Here is a 15423-nt window from a genome sequence, read left to right as displayed (position 1 = left end):
AGCGGGTGTGGGGGGGGGGGGGGGGGGGGGTGGGGGGGGGGGGGGGGGGGGGGGGGGAGGGGGGGGGGGGGGGGCCCCTCCCCCCCCCCCCCCCCCCACTCCGTGGGAGACACCGTGTCAGAGCTCGGTCCGGCGGCGCCGGATGACCACGATGAGATCGACGGTGGCGAACAGGGTGAGCAGACCGCAGGCGACGGCGAAGCCGGTCAGGGTCCCCTGGCTGGGGGCGCCGTTGGCGGGGGAGGCCGCCGCCCAGATCGCGAAGCCCGCCGTCGCGAGCGCGAACAGCGGTGTGAAGGTGAGCGACAGCAGGTAGCGGAGCTTGAGGTCGCTGCGGGCGGTGGCCGGCTCGGTGCCGCTGCGCCACGGCCGTCGCGGGGTGGTGGTGCGCATGGCCGTTCACCTCCGGGCCGCGCGGGTGGGGGCTACGATTCCAGCGTACGTCCGTGGGGGAGAGCGGGGGAGACGCGATGACGGGGTCGGACGCGGCGGCGGACGCCGAGGGCTACGCGGGGCTGCGGATCGAACGGGCCCGGGAGCTGGCCCGGCGGCACGGCTGGGCCTCGGTCCGGGTTCTGGAGCCGGGGGCGATGATGACCATGGACCACCGTGAGGGCCGGCTCAACCTCGCGGTGCGCGACGGCGTGGTCGAGCGCAGCTGGGAGGGGTAGGGCCGTCCTCCCGGTGGTCTTGGCGTGCGGGCTCAGTGGCCCGGCCGCCGGGCCAACCGCTGTTCGGCGGCGACGACCATCGGCTCCAGCAGCGGCAGCGAGAGCAGCACCAGCAGTCCGGCGGCCCAGCCGGCCAGCACGTCGGTGACCCAGTGGGTGCCCAGGTAGAGCGTGGTCAGGCCGATCGAGCAGGCGGTGGCGGCGGCGATCACCGCGCCGGTGCGCCGCCAGCGGACCGCGAGGTAGGCGAGCACGCCCCAGGTGACGACCGCGTTGGCGGTGTGACCGGACGGGAAGATGGTGCCGCCGGAGAACAGTTCGGGCGAGCCGACGTACTGGGCGTAGTGCGGGCCGAGCCGGCCGGTGACGATCTTGACCGCGCCGACCGTGACGTTGAGCAGCAGCAGCGCGACGGCCATCACCAGCAGCGGGCGCAGCCGCCCCAGCCGGTGCGCGCGCCAGCCGAGCCAGACGAAGGCGGCGATGGCGGAGGGGCCGCGTTGCCCGGCGACCACCCAGGTGTCGAGCAGCGGTTCCAGGCTGGGCCAGTGGTCGTAGGGGCGGAACAGCCGGACCGACCAGTCGAGGTCGACCAGGGCGGTGTTGAGCAGGACACCGGCCAGGACCAGCAGGTAGGCGACGCAGGTCACGGCGAGCAGGGCGGCCTGTCGGCGGCTCATCGGCGGCCAGCCGGGCTCGCGGCGGTGGACTCGTTCGGGGCTCGGGCGCTCGCGGTGGGTGGTGGTGAGCTGCTCCGGCCCCTGGTTGGGATAGGGCGCGGGGGTACTCGGGGCTTGCACGGGGGTGACCTTACCCATCCGGCCGGGGCTATTCCGGAGGGATTTGTCATTTTCCCGTGAAATCGACAATTGGCGGGGAGAGGTCCGCCCGGGGAGTGATTTCCGTGATTCTCGGATCGAATGCCAGTGTGGTGTTCGAATGATTCTGCAAAAGCCCCGGTAAAGAAAACGGAGTGGGAGGTCGGTGCGGCCGGCTTCCCACTCCGTGGTAACCCTGTGTAGGTTCCGTGCTCAGTCGAGGGGGCCGCCCGCGACGTAGATCACCTGCCCGGAGACGAAGCCGGCGCCCTCGCTCGCGAGGAAGGAGATGGTGTGGGCGACGTCCTCAGGCAGACCGACCCGCTGGACCGGGATCTGGGAGGCCGCAGCCCGCTTGAAGTCTTCGAAGTCCATGCCGACCCGGGCGGCGGTGGCCGCGGTCATGTCGGTGGCGATGAAGCCGGGCGCCACGGCGTTGGCGGTGATGCCGAACTTGCCCAGCTCAATGGCCAAAGTCTTGGTGAAGCCCTGCAGACCGGCCTTGGCGGCCGAGTAGTTGGCCTGACCGCGGTTGCCCTGGGCGGAGGAGGAGGACAGGTTGACGATGCGGCCGAAACCGGCGTCCACCATGTGCTTCTGCACCGCGCGGGTCATCAGGAAGGCCCCGCGCAGGTGGACGTTCATGACCGTGTCCCAGTCGGACTCGGACATCTTGAAGAGCAGGTTGTCGCGGAGCACGCCCGCGTTGTTGACCAGCACGACGGGGGCGCCGAGTTCGGCGGCCACCCGGTCGACGGCGGCCTGCACCTGGTCGGCGTCCGAGACGTCGGCGCCCACGGCCAGGGCCCGCCCGCCGGCCGCGGTGATCCGGTCGACGGTGTCCTTCCCGGCGGTCTCGTCCAGGTCGAGGACGGCCACGGCGTAGCCGTCGGCGGCCAGTTGCACGGCGGTGGCGGCGCCCAGGCCGCGGGCGGCGCCGGTGACGACGGCGACCCGGGGGGCGGTGCTCTGCTCGGTCATGCGCGCTCTCGTCTCTCTCGGGGTGGTCTCCGCGGGGAGCGCCCCGGGGAGGGTGGCCACACCCTACCCGCGAGTAGGGAGGGCGAACAGGGTCGGAGAGCCGCACGTGACGGTCGGTAAGGACCGACCGGTCGGCTTTCTACTGAGAACGGGTTACCGAGAGGGCGTGGCGGCCGCGTAAATATGCCAATGTTGCCGAACCTGCGTCTACTATCCGCCCCTGCCTGCCAGCAAGGGCCCGCCGTTTGTATAGTGTCCGCCAGCAGCCACCGGCTGCACGGCTGGAGCGCCCTCCCTCATAGCTGGACGCCCACTCGCCGTTACTGCCCCACCCGGGTGTCCCACACACACCGGGTGTGACATCGGGACGGATACATGGTGCTGGGGGAGATCCCGACGACCCGCGTGTCCGCGCGACTGCAACAGTCGCCCGGACACCTGATTCGCGTTGCACAGCAGGTTCACACCAGGCTGTGGTCCGAGCATGTCGGAGCCGATCTCACGGCTCCGCAGTTCGCCGTTCTGCTGGTCCTGGCCCTCGAACCGGGTGCCGACCAGCGGACGGTCGGCGAGCGAGCCTCGCTGGACAAGGCGACGATGGCGGAGATGGTCGCGCGGCTGGTCCGCCGCGGCTTGGTGCTGCGAAGGCGTGACCCGGCCGACGGCCGGCGAAAACTGCTCGCGCTCTCGCAGAGCGGTGCCCAGGCGGTGCGTGAGGCCACCGGTGGTGTGGTCCGCGTGCAGCGCACCCTGTTCGAGCCGCTGACGGCGGAGGAGCAGGTGGAGATCGTGCGGGTGATGGCCAAGATAGCCAGGCTGGAGCCCGCCGCGGTCGCCGTGTTCTCCGACGCGCGGCCGACACTGGACGCGCAGCGGGCGATCGGCTACCTGATCAGGGTGGGCCAGCAGGTGCACACCAAACTCTGGTCGGAGCACGTCGGTGCGGAGCTGACGGCTCCGCAGTACGCGGTGCTGGACGCGCTGGAACTGGAGCCGGGCGCCGACCAGCGTACGGTCGGTGAGCTGGCCTCGCTGGACAAGGCGACGATGGCCGAGATGGTCAGCCGGCTGGTGCGCCGCGGTCTGGTGCAGCGCCGGCGCGACCCCTCGGACGGGCGCCGCAACCTGCTGTCGCTCTCGCCGGCGGGCCAGGACCTGCTGCACCGTTCGACGGCCGGCGTGGCCGAGGTCCAGCGGCTGCTGCTCGCCCCGCTGGACGAGGGTGAGCACGGGCCCGCGCTGGCGCTCCTCGGCAAGGCGGCGCGGCTCTAGAGGGATCCTTTGAGCGCCAGCCAAAACGATTCGCCAACGTACGGAAGGCCCGGTGTGTTGAGGGCTTGAGGCGTTGGTGGTTCAAGGAGTTGGCGGCTCAAGGCGTTGGTGGCCTGACCCGCCGGAGGCCGTTGCTCGTTGGCGCCGGCGGATCGTGGCACACCGAAGACCGCCCACCCCTGATCGGGGTGGGCGGTCGTTCGACATGACCGCTCGTCAGAGAAGTCGGACGGCGGGTGCCGTCAGTTCCAGTCGAACTCCTGCGGGTCCGGACCGATCCGCGTGCCGGTGGCGACACCGGCGATCGCGGCGAGGTCCTCGGCGTCCAGCTCGAAGCCGGCGACGTCCAGGTTCTCCCGGATGCGGGCGGGGGTGACCGACTTCGGGATCGCGATCACGCCGCTCTGCAGGTGCCAGCGGAGCACCACCTGGGCGACCGTGCGGCCGTGCTTCTCGGCGATCTTCGCCAGCGCCGGCTCGGCGAGCAGTTCCTTGCCCTGGCCCAGCGGGCTCCAGGCCTCGGTGGCGATGCCGTGCTGGGCGTGGAAGGCGCGCAGCTCGGTCTGCGGGAAGTACGGGTGCAGCTCGACCTGGTTCAGCACCGGGACGACCGAGGTCTCGTCGAGCAGCCGGGTGAGCTGCTCGGGCCCGAAGTTGGAGACGCCGACCGACTTGACCCGGCCGTCCGCCTTCAGCTGCTCGAAGGCCTTCCAGACGTTCAGGTAGCTGCCGTGCTTCGGGCGCGGCCAGTGGATCAGGTAGAGGTCGACGTAGTCGAGGCCGAGCTTGGCCAGCGACGCGTCGAACTCGCGCAGGACGGCGTCGCGGCCCTGCGCGCCCGACCAGTCGCGGGTGCCCGAGTTCCACAGCTTGGTGGTGATGTAGAGGTCCTCGCGGGCCACGCCGCCGGACAGGGCCTCGGTGATCGCCTGGCCGGTGCCGGCCTCGTTCTCGTAGATGGCCGCGGTGTCGATGGAGCGGTAGCCCGCCTCGATCGCGGTGCGGACGGCGGCCGTGGCCTCGTCGTCCGGGACCTGCCACACGCCGAATCCGAGCTGCGGGATCTGCGCGCCGTCGTTCAGCGTGACGTTGGGGATGTTGCTCACGGGAAGGGGTGCCCTCCTGGTCGTCCGTGTGATTCCAGAAAGGGGCAACTGGCACCCGGGCGGGATTGTTCCCGCCGTTCGGGGGAATCTTGCGGGGCCGGAGGCCCGCTGCGGCGGGGATTCAGGGGCCGGGTAGCGAAAAAACCTGTTGCGCGGATCACATCGGGGTTGGCAGGCTCGCGGCCATGACCTCCTGAGATCCGGGCCCTTCATGCCCTTCCCGCCTCCGCCCGGCCGTCCCGTCCGGCGCCGCTCCGGACGCGCCGATGCCGCCGGGGCGAGGTGCCGCGCTGTCGCGCGCCGCCGTCCGGCTTCCGTCGTTCGCGCGAGCCGGGCCCGCCGTGCCGCGAGACCCGCGCCTCCGGCTCGTGACCTTCTCCCGGCGTGTCCGCTCACGCCTGTTCGCACCCTCCAGCACCCTCCAGTGCCGTCCCGCACCCTCCTGTATCGGAGCGTCATGCTGCTGACCCCCCTGCCGTTGGCCGACCCCGGCAGTCCCGACCTCTCCTCACCCCTGGCCTTCCTGCGCTGGCTCCAGCGCGGCCAGCGGCGCGGGCAGGTGCTCGCCACCTGCTGGGCGCTGCTGGAGATGGGCGGCCAGGCGGCGCTGCCGATACCGCTCGGGTGGGGCGTGCAGGCCGCCGTCGACGGCGAGGCCGCCGGGATCTGGCGGGCCGGCGCCCTCGCGGTGGCGCTCGCCGTGCTGTCCGCGCTCGGTGCCGTGCTGCTGCACCGCCAGGCGGTCTGGAACTGGATCCACGCGGCGTGCCACGTGCGGCAGCTGGTGGCCCGGCAGGCCTCGCACCTGGGCGCCGGGCTGTCCTGCCGGATCGCCACCGGCGAGGTCGTCGCGGTCGGCAGCGGGGACGTCGAGCGGATCGGCTGGTACGTCGAACTCGTCGCCCGGGTCCGGGCCGCGGTGATCGTCTGGCTGGCCGTCAGCTCGGCCGTGCTGGTCGTCGAACCGGTGCTCGGGGTCGGGGTGCTGCTCGGCGTCCCGGTGCTGGCAGCCGCCGTCTGGCCGCTGATCGGGCCGTTCGAGCGGCGGTACGAGCAGCAGCGCACGCTCGGCGGCAAGGCCACCGAGCTGGCCGCCGACACCGTGGCGGGGCTGCGGGTGCTGCGCGGCATCGGCGGCGAGGAGCTGTTCCTCGACCGGTACCGGGCCGCCTCCCAGAAGGTCCGGGCCGCGGCCGTCCGATCGGCCCGGCTCTGGTCGCTGATGCAGGCCCAACAGGTCCTGTTGCCGGGCCTGTTCGTGATCGGGGTGACGTGGTACGGCGCCCGGCAGGCGGCCGCGGGCGAACTCGCCGTCGGCACCCTGATCGCCGTGTACGGCGCCACCGCCTTCCTCGCGGCGCCGCTGCGGATCCTGGGCGAGGCCGCACACGCCTGGAGCGTCGCCCGGGTCTCCGCCGGGCGCGCCGTCCGGGTGCTCTCGCTCAGCCGTACCAGCGGCGTGGCCGAGGCCTCGCTGAACAAGCCGGGGAACGCCGACCTGTTCGACCCGGCGACCGGGCTGACCGCGCGGGCCGGGGAGCTGACCGCGGTCGTCTGCGGGGACCCGGACTTCGCCGGGGCGCTCGCCGGGCGGCTCGGCGGGCACGTCCCGGCCGCCGGCGACGAGCCGGAGCAGCCCTCCGTCCGGCTCGGCGGGACGGAGCTGGACGCGGTACCGCTGGCCGAGGCCAGGGCGGCGGTGCTGGTCCACGACAAGGAGCCGGTCCTGCTCTCCGGCACCCTGGCCGGGCTGTTCGACATCCCGTCCTCGGGGCGGGTCTCGGTGGCCGAGGCGCTGGCCGCCGCCCGGTCCGACGACGTGCTGGAGGCTCTGGTGGACGGCTCGCCGGAGTGCGAGGGCGACGCGATGCTCGCCCGGATCACCGAGCGCGGGCGCTCGCTGTCCGGCGGGCAGCGCCAGCGACTGGCCCTGGCCCGTGCGCTGCTGGCCGACCCGCCGGTCCTCGTCCTGGACGAGCCGACCAGCGCGGTGGACGCCCACACCGAGTCCAGGATCGCCACCGGACTGCGGGACACCCGGGCGGGGCGCACCACCGTGCTCTTCGCGACCAGCCCGCTGCTGCTCGACCAGGCGGACCGGGTGGTGCTGCTGCGCGACGGCCGGGCGGCCGTGGCCGGGCGGCACCGCGACCTGATGCGGACCGAGCCGGCCTACCGGGCCGTGGTCACCCGCGAAGAGCAGCCGGAACCGGTGGGGGAGCCGGTATGAGCGGCCGCGTGGGCACCCGCGCCGTCCGTCCCGCCCGACCCGCCGCACACCTGAGGAGCACGTCATGAAGCCCCCCGTCCATGAGGAGCAGGGGCCGGCCACCACCCTGCCGGTCGGCTCACCGGCCGCCGTGCGCGCCTACCTGCGCCTGCTCGCCCGGCGCCACCGCGGCGGGTTCTCCGCGGTGGTGGGGTTGCACTCGGTGGCCACCGTGGCCGGGCTGGTGGGCCCCTGGGTGCTCGGCAGCCTGGTCGAGTCGCTGGCCACCGGCACCGCCGAGGCCACCATCGCGGTCGCGGTCGGCTGGTACCTGCTGGCGCTGGTGGTGCAGTCCGCCTTCACCGGCTGGTCCCGGATGCGCGGTGCCGTCCTCGGCGAGCGGGTGCTGGCCGACCTGCGCGAGGACTTCCTGGTCCGCTCGGTCGCGCTGCCCACCGGCGTGCTGGAGCGGGCCGGCACGGGGGACCTGGTCTCCCGGGGCACCACGGACATCGACCGGCTGGACAAGTCGGTGCGCGAGGCCGTGCCCGAACTCGCCGTCGCCATCGTGTCGTTGCTGCTGGTGATCGGCGCCCTGCTGGTCACCTCGCCGCTGCTCGCGCTCACCTCGCTGGTCGGCCTGCCGCTGCTGCTGGTCAGCTCCCGCTGGTACTTCAAGCGCGCGCCGCAGTCCTACCGCAACGAGTCGGCCGGGTACGCCGCGGTGAACACCGTGCTGGCCGAGACGGTGGACGCCGGGCGGACGGTGGAGACGCTGCGCCTGGGCGACCAGCGGATCGCCCTGACGGACCGCAAGCTGGGCGAGTGGCTCGCCTGGGAGCGCTACACCCTGTGGCTGCGCTCGGTCTGGTTCCCGACCATCGACGCGTTCTACTCCTCGGCGGTGCTGGCCACCCTGCTGCTCGGTGGGCTGTTCACCTTCAAGGGTTGGATCACCGTCGGCGAGTTGACCACAGGAGTGCTGTACGCGCAGATGCTGACCGGTCCGGTCGACCTGATCCTGCGCTGGTACGACGAACTGCAGATCGGCCAGGCCTCGCTGGCCCGACTGGTCGGCGTCCGCGAGGTGCCGGAGCACGAGGGCGACGAGTCCAGCCACCCGGACGGCCGCCGGGTCGAGGCCCGGGACGTCCGGTTCGGCTACCGGGAGGGCGCCGACGTCCTGCACGGCATCAGCCTGGACGTCGCGCCGGGCACCCGGGTCGCGCTGGTCGGGCCGTCCGGGGCGGGCAAGTCCACGCTGGGGCGGCTGCTGGCCGGGATCTACGCTCCCGGGCGCGGCAGCGTGACGCTCGGCGGGGCGGCACTGGCGCGGATGCCGGCCGAGCGGGTGCGGGCGGAGGTCGCCCTGGTGAACCAGGAGCACCACGTCTTCGTCGGCACCCTGCGGGACAACCTGCGGCTGGCCGCGCCCGGGGCCGAGGACACCGAACTGCGCTCCGCGCTGGACGCGGTGGACGCCGGCGGCTGGGTGGACGCGCTGCCGCACGGCCTCGACACCGAGGTCGGCTCCGGCGGCACCGTGCTGACTCCGCCGCAGGCCCAGCAGCTGGCGCTGGCCCGGCTGGTGCTGGCCGATCCGCACACCCTGGTGCTGGACGAGGCCACCTCGCTGCTGGACCCGCGCGCCGCCCGGCACCTGGAGCGCTCGCTCGCCCGGGTGCTGGAGGGCCGCACGGTCATCGCCATCGCCCACCGGCTGCACACCGCGCACGACGCGGACGTGATCGCGGTGGTCGAGGGCGGCCGGATCAGCGAGTACGGCAGCCACCCGGAGCTGGTCGCGGCCGGCGGCCCGTACGCGGCGCTCTGGCGCTCCTGGCGGGACGAGCGGTAGCGGGCCGGCGCCGTTGAACCCGTACGGCGCCGTTGACCCGTACGGCACTTCAAACCCGCACGGGGCCGGATTGCCCCGTGCGGGTTACTACCTCACCCATCAGGGCGCGTAACCGGGCAAATCGGAGCCCCGGCCCGCAGACTGCTCCGGTGACCAAGATTTCGGACGGCTCGTCCGGCTCCAAACGCAGCGAGATCGCTGGGATCCCCACCCGGTACATCGGGATCGGCGTCATCGTCGTCCTCGCCGTGTGGTTCCTGTTCGCGAACCTCGACAAGGTGAAGATCCAGTTCTGGGTGTTCACCGTTACCGCGCCGCTCTGGATCGCACTGCTCGCCACGCTGCTCGCCGGCGGCGCGCTGGGCTGGCTGCTGAAGGGGCGTCGCGGCCGGTGACCAGCGCTCCCGGGCCGGCCCAGGCGGGGCCCTCGGCCTTCACGCCGCTGATCGAGGTGCGCGGCGTCAACAAGCACTTCGGGGACCTGCACGTCCTCCAGGACATCGAGCTGACCGTGGGCCGCGGCGAGGTCGTCGTGGTCATCGGACCGTCCGGCTCCGGCAAGTCGACGCTCTGCCGGGCGATCAACCGCCTGGAGCCGATCGAGGACGGCACCATCCTGATCGACGGCGAGCCGCTGCCCGAGGAGGGCAAGGGGCTGGCCCGGCTGCGCGCCGAGGTCGGTATGGTGTTCCAGTCCTTCAACCTGTTCGCGCACAAGACCGTGCTGCAGAACGTCTCGCTCGCGCAGATCAAGGTCCGCGGCCGGCCCCGGGCGGAGGCGGACGCCAAGTCCCGCGCCCTGCTGGAGCGGGTCGGGCTGGAGGCGCACGCCGACAAGTACCCGGCCCAGCTCTCCGGCGGCCAGCAGCAGCGGGTGGCGATCGCCCGGGCGCTGGCGATGGACCCGAAGGCACTGCTGTTCGACGAGCCGACCTCGGCGCTCGACCCCGAGATGATCAACGAGGTGCTGGACGTCATGCGCCAGCTCGCGCACGAGGGCATGACGATGGTCGTGGTCACCCACGAGATGGGCTTCGCCCGGGCCTCCGCCAACCGGGTGGTCTTCATGGCCGACGGCCGGATCGTCGAGGACCGCGCCCCGGAGGACTTCTTCAGCGCTCCGGAGAGCGAGCGCGCCCGGGACTTCCTGTCCAAGATCCTGAAGCACTGAGGCGGCGCCCGTGACGAGGAAGACCACGCCCGCCGCCCGGAGCCGGACGGTGCTCGCCGCCGTCCTGCTGCTCGCCGTGCTGGCCGCCGGCTGCGGCAAGCCCGGCACCCCGCCGCCCAAGGGCCCGCAGGCGAGCGCGCTGCCCAGCTACCAGGTGCGCGACGCCGCCTCCATCACCGGCTCGCCGACCCTGGACGCCGCCCGGAGCCGGGGCCACCTGGTGGTCGGCGCCAAGGAGGACCAGCCGTACCTGGGCGAGAAGAACCCGGCCACCGGCGTGTACTCCGGCTTCGACATCGAGATCGCCAAGATGGTCGGCGCCTACCTCGGCTTCCCGCCGGACCGGATCGAGTTCAAGACCATCGCCTCGGCCAACCGCGAGACCGCGCTGCAGAACGGCCAGGTGGACTTCTACGTCGGCACCTACACCATCAACGACAACCGGAAGAAGCTGGTCGGCTTCGCCGGGCCGTACTTCGTCGCGGGGCAGTCGCTGCTGGTGCGCAGGAACGACAACACCATCCACGGCCCGCAGGACCTGGACGGCAAGAAGGTCTGCTCGGCGGCCGGCTCGACCCCGTACCAACGCATCCAGTCGCAGTACCCGAAGGCGAAGCTGATCGGCTACGACACCTACTCGGCCTGCGTGGACAACCTGATCACCGGCCAGGTGGACGCCGTCACCACGGACAACGCGATCCTGCTGGGCTACGCGGCCAAGGTGCCGGACGAGCTCAAGGTGGTCGGCCCGCTGTTCTCCCAGGAGCCGTACGGGATCGGGACTCCGAAGAACGACACCGTGCTGCGCCTGGCCCTGGACGACGCGCTGGCGCAGAACGAACAGAACGGCGACTGGAAGAAGGCCTACGACGCGACCCTGGGCCTGTCCGGGGAGCCGGCGCCGACACCGCCGCCGATCGACCGGTACTGAGAGGGCCGCGCCGTGAAAACGCTGACCGACAACTGGTCGACCTACTGGGACGGCTTCCTCGGCACGCTCTCGCTGTTCGCGGTGAGCGCCGTGCTGTCGCTGGTGCTGGGAGTGATGATCGCGGGTTTCCGGGTCTCGCCGGTCCGGCCGCTGCGAGTGTTCGGGACGGCGTGGGTGACGCTGCTGCGCAACACGCCGCTGACCCTGCTGTTCTTCATCGTGGTGCTGGGCCTGCCGCGCTTCAACATCACGCTGCCGTTCTTCGTCTTCGCGGTGGCCGCGCTCAGCTGCTACACCTCGGCCTTCGTCTGCGAGGCGATGCGTTCGGGCATCAACACCGTGCCGGCGGGGCAGGGGGAGGCGGCGCGCAGCCTGGGCATGAGCTTCGGGCAGACGATGAGCGTGGTGGTGCTGCCGCAGGCGTACCGGTCGGTGGTCGCGCCGATCGGCAGTGTGATGATCGCGCTGGCGAAGAACACGGCGATCGCCGGCTCGTTCAGCGTCACCGAACTGCTCGGCACCTACCGGACGATCAACGAACTGGGCTACAGCATCATCTGGACCTTCGTCTGGATCGCCGTCGGCTACCTGATCATCACCCTGGCCGTCAGCGCCGTCTTCAACCTGCTGGAACGACGAGTGGCGGTGTCGCGATGACCGTTGGATCCTCGGCGCTGTACGACATCCCCGGTCCGAAGGCGCTCGCCCGCCACCGGCTGTACGGCGGGATCGCGCTGCTGCTGATCGCGGCGCTGATCGGCTGGATCGTCTACATGCTGTTCCACACCCACCAGTTCACGTACCAGAAGTGGATGCCCTTCGAGTACCGGGGCGTCCAGGACCTGCTGCTGAGCGGGCTCGGCAACACCCTCAAGGCCTTCGGCTGGACGGTGCTGTTCGCGTTGCCCTTCGGCGCGCTGTTCGCGGCCGGGCGGCTGTCCGACCACAAGGTGGTGCGGGTGCTCTCCACGGTGGTGGTGGAGTTCTTCCGGGCCATGCCGCTGCTGGTGATGATCTTCTTCGTCTTCGTCGCGCTCAAGGTGCAGCCGCTGTGGGCGCTGGTGGCCGGGCTGGTGCTGTACAACGGCTCGGTGCTGGCCGAGGTCTTCCGGGCCGGCGTGCTCGCGGTGCCCAAGGGCCAGCGCGAGGCGGCCTACGCGCTCGGCCTGCGCAAGACCCAGGTGATGACGTACGTGCTGGTGCCGCAGGCCAACCGGGCCATGCTGCCGGCCATCATCAGCCAACTGGTGGTCGCGCTCAAGGACACCTCGCTGGGCTTCCTGATCACCTACGAGGAGTTCCTGCACGCGGGCAAGCTGATCGCCACCAACCTCGACTACGACCTGCCGTTCATCCCGGTGGTGATCGTGATCGCGCCGATCTACATCGGCATGTGCCTGCTGCTCTCCTGGCTCGCCCGCTGGGTCGAGCGCCGCAGCCGGCGCAGCCCGAGCATGCGGGGCGGGGCGCCGGTGGTCAAGGCCGGGGTGGCGATGGGGCTGCCGCCGTCCGCGCAGCAGTGAGAGGCCTGGTTCGATCCTGAACCATAGGTGTGGGTGGGGATAGAGCGGGCATCTCCAATTTCCTCTTATGATTGCGGAGGTTCGACGACGACGACCGGGGGAGGGCCATGGAGCCGGTATTCGACTCGCGGCACATCAGGACGTTCCACGAGGTCGTCAGAGCGGGCTCCTACTCGGCCGCCGCCCGCGAGCTCGGCTACACCCAGCCCGCCATCACCCAGCAGATGAAGGCGCTCGAACGCACCGTCGGCGTGGCGCTGTTCACCCGGGCCGGGCGCGGACTGCGGCTCACCGAGGCGGGCGAGGCGCTCTCCCGGCACGCCGAACTGATCCTCGGCAGCCTCTCCGCCGCCCAGCAGCAGCTCGCCGCGCTCGCCCGGCTGCGGGCCGGGCGGGTGCGGGTCTGCGCCTTCCCCAGCGCCAACGCCACCCTGATACCCGAGGCGATGGCCCGGCTGCTCGCCGAGCATCCCGGTGTGCGGGTCGAGCTGCTGGAGGCCGAACCGCCGGACTCCGTCCAGCGACTGCTGCGCGGGGAGTGCGACATCGCGCTGGCCTTCCGCTACCCCGGCGGCGCGACCGAGGTGCCCGACGGGCTGGACGAGATCCCGCTGATGGAGGACCTGCTCACCGTGCTGCTGCCGGTCGGACACCCACTCGGCCGTCGGCACGCCGTTCGGCTCGCCGACCTCGACGGCGAGCGCTGGATCGCCGGGTGCCCGCGCTGCCGGGCCAACCTGCTGAACGTCTGCGCGGAGGAGGGCTTCGCGCCGGACATCGTGTTCTCCACGGACGACAACCTCGCGGTGCAGAGCCTGGTCGCCGCCGGGGTCGGGATCGCGCTGATGCCCGCGTTGGTGCTCTCCTTCATGTGCCACCGCAAGGTCACCGGGCGGGCCGTCGAACCGCACCTGCGCCGGCAGGTGAGCGCGTACGTGCTGCGCGAGCACCGGCGGATACCGGCCACCGGGCTGGTGCTGGACCACCTGCGGCGGGCGGCGGCGAGCCGGATCGGGTGCTGAGTCGTGGCTCCGGTGGGTGCTCACCGGGGCGATTCATAAGCTGAAGTTGGGGGGAAGCTTAAGAACCATCGTTGGACGTGATAGGTCGGTGCAGCCGAACCTGCTGGCATGACACCCCCAGCCACGGTCGGCAGCGACCGGCTCACCGAGCGGATGACCGCCCTGATCGGCGAGATCCGTGCCGTCGTGGACCGCGGACTGCCCCCGGAACTCACCGCCTACCTGGTCGGCGAACGCCTCGCCCCGCACCTGCGCGCCGACCCCGACGGGCCCGACGCGCTGCTCACCCCCGCCCAGCGCGAGGGCGACCCGACGCGCTACCGCCAGCACGTCCTGCACGCCGAGGAGGATGGCGGCTTCTCCGTCGTCGCCCTGGTCTGGCTGCCCGGCCAGCAGACCCCGATCCACGACCACGTCTCCTGGTGCGTGGCCGGCGTCCACCAGGGCCAGGAGAGCGAGACCCGCTACCGGCTGGTCTCCGACGGCCGCACCGCCCACCTCGTCGAGACCGAGCACGTCGCCGGCCCGGCCGGCACCGTCGCCGCCTTCGCCCCGCCCGGTGACATCCACCTGGTGCGCAACGCCTGCAACAGCACCGCCATCTCCATCCACGTCTACGGCGCGGACGTCTCGCGGCTCGGCACCAGCATCCGGCGCGTCTACCGGCTGCCCGCCGACCAGCAGCAGTGAGGGCGGCGTGGCACTGACCCTCCGGGAGCGCGCCACGCGCACCCGCTCACTGCCCCCGCTCGGCGGGGACGCCCCCGGCCTGCTGCTCGCGGCGGCCGGGGTGGCCGCCGCGATCGCCGTCCACGCGGCCGTGCCCGCCGTGCCCAAGCTGACCGCAGCCGTCGTGCTCGGTATGGCGGCGGCCCACCTGCCCGCGCTGCGCCCGGTGGTGCGCGGGGTGGCCCGGCCAGGGCTGTCCATGGCCGGCAAGCGGCTGATGCGGCTCGGGATCGTCCTGCTCGGGCTCAAACTCAGCCTGGACGACGTGCTCGGCCTCGGCTGGGCCACCGTCGCCATGGTGCTCGCGGTGGTCGCGGCCACCTTCACCGGCACGCTCTGGCTCGGCCGGCGGCTCGGCCTGCCGGGCGACCAGCCGCTGCTGGTCGCCACCGGGTACTCCATCTGCGGAGCCTCGGCGATCGGCGCGGTCAGCCAGGCGGCCGGCAGCGAGGAGGAGGACGTCGCCGCCTCGGTGGCCCTGGTCACCCTGTGCGGGACGCTGGCCATCGCCGTGCTGCCGCTGCTCCAGCAGCCGTTCGGGCTGGGCGACGTGGAGTTCGGGCGGTGGGTCGGCGCCAGCGTGCACGACGTCGGGCAGGTGGTCGCCACCGCGCAGACCGGCGGGGCGGGCGCGTTGCGGGAGGCCGTCCTGGTCAAGCTGATGCGGGTGGTGCTGCTGGCGCCGCTGGTCGCCGGGATGGCCGTCGCGGTACGGCGCCGGGCGCGACGGGCCGGGGAGGCCGTCGTCGGGGCCGGCCAGGAGTCGGGGGAAGGCCCTGCGAAGAACCCGGGCACCATCGGCAGCCGCCCGCCGATCGTCCCGCTGTTCGTGGCGGGGTTCCTCGCGATGATCGTGCTGCGGACCACCGGGGTGCTTCCGGAGCGGGCGCTCACCCTCGCCGGGGACGCCCAGGAACTGCTGCTGGCCGCCGCGCTGTTCGGCCTCGGCAGCGCCGTGCACCTGCCGACCATGGTCCGCACCGGCGGGCGGCTCGCCCTGCTCGGGCTCGGCTCCTGGGTGGTCGTCGCGGGCGTCTCCTACGCCGGGGTGCTGGTCACGACGTGACGGGCGCAGGGGCGGACTCGGCTATTGTCGGGCGGGTACTCGTCCGCCGGGACGCTCCTGCACCCG

Annotated in this window: 16 protein-coding genes; 12 read left to right on the top strand and 4 right to left on the bottom strand. The window is 72.4% G+C overall.

Going from position 1 to position 15423, the window contains the following annotated elements; translation table 11 throughout:
- Positions 1 to 117: 117 nt before the first annotated feature.
- A complete protein-coding gene (locus tag AC07AL_RS02450) occupies positions 118 to 393 on the bottom strand; it encodes a DUF6343 family protein (RefSeq protein WP_363585870.1) in 276 nt (91 codons plus the stop codon).
- Between the two features lie 77 nt (positions 394 to 470).
- Between AC07AL_RS02450 and AC07AL_RS02445 the strand changes: the two genes are divergently transcribed.
- Entirely contained in the window at positions 471 to 671 is a 201-nt protein-coding gene (locus tag AC07AL_RS02445) for an I78 family peptidase inhibitor (RefSeq protein ID WP_063350104.1), read from the top strand.
- A 32-nt stretch (positions 672 to 703) separates the two neighbouring features.
- Here AC07AL_RS02445 and AC07AL_RS02440 read toward each other — a convergent pair whose 3' ends face one another.
- The gene (locus AC07AL_RS02440; protein WP_363585871.1) at positions 704 to 1471 is read right to left on the bottom strand and encodes a phosphatase PAP2 family protein; all 768 of its coding nucleotides are present in this window, start codon (positions 1469 to 1471) and stop codon (positions 704 to 706) included.
- 231 nt (positions 1472 to 1702) lie between these two features.
- Positions 1703 to 2470, bottom strand: coding sequence for a 3-oxoacyl-ACP reductase FabG (gene fabG, locus AC07AL_RS02435; RefSeq protein WP_350875567.1), 768 nt, complete (start codon positions 2468 to 2470; stop codon positions 1703 to 1705).
- Positions 2471 to 2845: 375 nt separating this feature from the next.
- Here fabG and AC07AL_RS02430 point away from each other — a divergent pair, with 375 nt between their 5' ends.
- A complete protein-coding gene (locus AC07AL_RS02430; protein WP_363585873.1) occupies positions 2846 to 3742 on the top strand; it encodes a MarR family winged helix-turn-helix transcriptional regulator in 897 nt (298 codons plus the stop codon).
- A 242-nt stretch (positions 3743 to 3984) separates the two neighbouring features.
- Here AC07AL_RS02430 and AC07AL_RS02425 read toward each other — a convergent pair whose 3' ends face one another.
- A complete protein-coding gene (locus AC07AL_RS02425; RefSeq protein ID WP_478316531.1) occupies positions 3985 to 4848 on the bottom strand; it encodes an aldo/keto reductase in 864 nt (287 codons plus the stop codon).
- A 457-nt stretch (positions 4849 to 5305) separates the two neighbouring features.
- Here AC07AL_RS02425 and AC07AL_RS02420 point away from each other — a divergent pair, with 457 nt between their 5' ends.
- The 10 genes from AC07AL_RS02420 (at position 5306) to AC07AL_RS02375 (ending at position 15357) form a co-directional block, all read left to right on the top strand.
- On the top strand, positions 5306 to 7078 hold the full coding sequence (locus tag AC07AL_RS02420) for an ABC transporter ATP-binding protein (RefSeq protein ID WP_363631513.1): 1773 nt from the start codon (positions 5306 to 5308) through the stop codon (positions 7076 to 7078).
- 64 nt (positions 7079 to 7142) lie between these two features.
- On the top strand, positions 7143 to 8915 hold the full coding sequence (locus tag AC07AL_RS02415) for an ABC transporter ATP-binding protein (RefSeq protein ID WP_478316529.1): 1773 nt from the start codon (positions 7143 to 7145) through the stop codon (positions 8913 to 8915).
- A gap of 149 nt (positions 8916 to 9064) precedes the next feature.
- The gene (locus AC07AL_RS02410) at positions 9065 to 9310 is read left to right on the top strand and encodes a LapA family protein (protein ID WP_363616943.1); all 246 of its coding nucleotides are present in this window, start codon (positions 9065 to 9067) and stop codon (positions 9308 to 9310) included.
- A gap of 47 nt (positions 9311 to 9357) precedes the next feature.
- Entirely contained in the window at positions 9358 to 10086 is a 729-nt protein-coding gene (locus AC07AL_RS02405; protein WP_363585905.1) for an amino acid ABC transporter ATP-binding protein, read from the top strand.
- Between the two features lie 10 nt (positions 10087 to 10096).
- The gene (locus tag AC07AL_RS02400) at positions 10097 to 11017 is read left to right on the top strand and encodes a glutamate ABC transporter substrate-binding protein (RefSeq protein WP_363585877.1); all 921 of its coding nucleotides are present in this window, start codon (positions 10097 to 10099) and stop codon (positions 11015 to 11017) included.
- 12 nt (positions 11018 to 11029) lie between these two features.
- Complete coding sequence (locus AC07AL_RS02395) at positions 11030 to 11674, top strand: amino acid ABC transporter permease (RefSeq protein WP_363585878.1); 645 nt, start codon at positions 11030 to 11032, stop codon at positions 11672 to 11674.
- On the top strand, positions 11671 to 12540 hold the full coding sequence (locus AC07AL_RS02390) for an amino acid ABC transporter permease (RefSeq protein ID WP_063350111.1): 870 nt from the start codon (positions 11671 to 11673) through the stop codon (positions 12538 to 12540). Before AC07AL_RS02395 ends, AC07AL_RS02390 begins: the two co-directional genes overlap by 4 nt.
- Positions 12541 to 12647: 107 nt before the next feature.
- Positions 12648 to 13562 (top strand): LysR family transcriptional regulator, encoded by a 915-nt coding sequence (locus tag AC07AL_RS02385; RefSeq protein ID WP_363585879.1) that lies wholly within the window; start codon positions 12648 to 12650, stop codon positions 13560 to 13562.
- Between the two features lie 108 nt (positions 13563 to 13670).
- A complete protein-coding gene (locus tag AC07AL_RS02380; RefSeq protein WP_363585880.1) occupies positions 13671 to 14252 on the top strand; it encodes a cysteine dioxygenase family protein in 582 nt (193 codons plus the stop codon).
- Between the two features lie 13 nt (positions 14253 to 14265).
- On the top strand, positions 14266 to 15357 hold the full coding sequence (locus AC07AL_RS02375; protein ID WP_363585906.1) for a YeiH family protein: 1092 nt from the start codon (positions 14266 to 14268) through the stop codon (positions 15355 to 15357).
- The last annotated feature ends 66 nt before the right edge of the window (positions 15358 to 15423 follow it).

It is taken from the genome of Kitasatospora sp. NPDC043949 (assembly GCF_056435365.1).
The sequence above is the reverse complement of the archived record's forward strand: the minus strand, read 5'-3'. Positions and strand labels throughout refer to the sequence as shown.

Coding starts and splice junctions, on each gene's coding strand:
- AC07AL_RS02445 (WP_063350104.1), top strand. CDS start 471: ATGACGGGGTCGGACGCGGCGGCGGACGCCGAGGGCTACGCGGGGCTG.
- AC07AL_RS02420 (WP_363631513.1), top strand. CDS start 5,306: ATGCTGCTGACCCCCCTGCCGTTGGCCGACCCCGGCAGTCCCGACCTC.
- AC07AL_RS02385 (WP_363585879.1), top strand. CDS start 12,648: ATGGAGCCGGTATTCGACTCGCGGCACATCAGGACGTTCCACGAGGTC.
- fabG (WP_350875567.1), bottom strand. CDS start 2,470: ATGACCGAGCAGAGCACCGCCCCCCGGGTCGCCGTCGTCACCGGCGCC.
- AC07AL_RS02390 (WP_063350111.1), top strand. CDS start 11,671: ATGACCGTTGGATCCTCGGCGCTGTACGACATCCCCGGTCCGAAGGCG.
- AC07AL_RS02430 (WP_363585873.1), top strand. CDS start 2,846: ATGGTGCTGGGGGAGATCCCGACGACCCGCGTGTCCGCGCGACTGCAA.
- AC07AL_RS02380 (WP_363585880.1), top strand. CDS start 13,671: ATGACACCCCCAGCCACGGTCGGCAGCGACCGGCTCACCGAGCGGATG.
- AC07AL_RS02415 (WP_478316529.1), top strand. CDS start 7,143: ATGAAGCCCCCCGTCCATGAGGAGCAGGGGCCGGCCACCACCCTGCCG.
- AC07AL_RS02450 (WP_363585870.1), bottom strand. CDS start 393: ATGCGCACCACCACCCCGCGACGGCCGTGGCGCAGCGGCACCGAGCCG.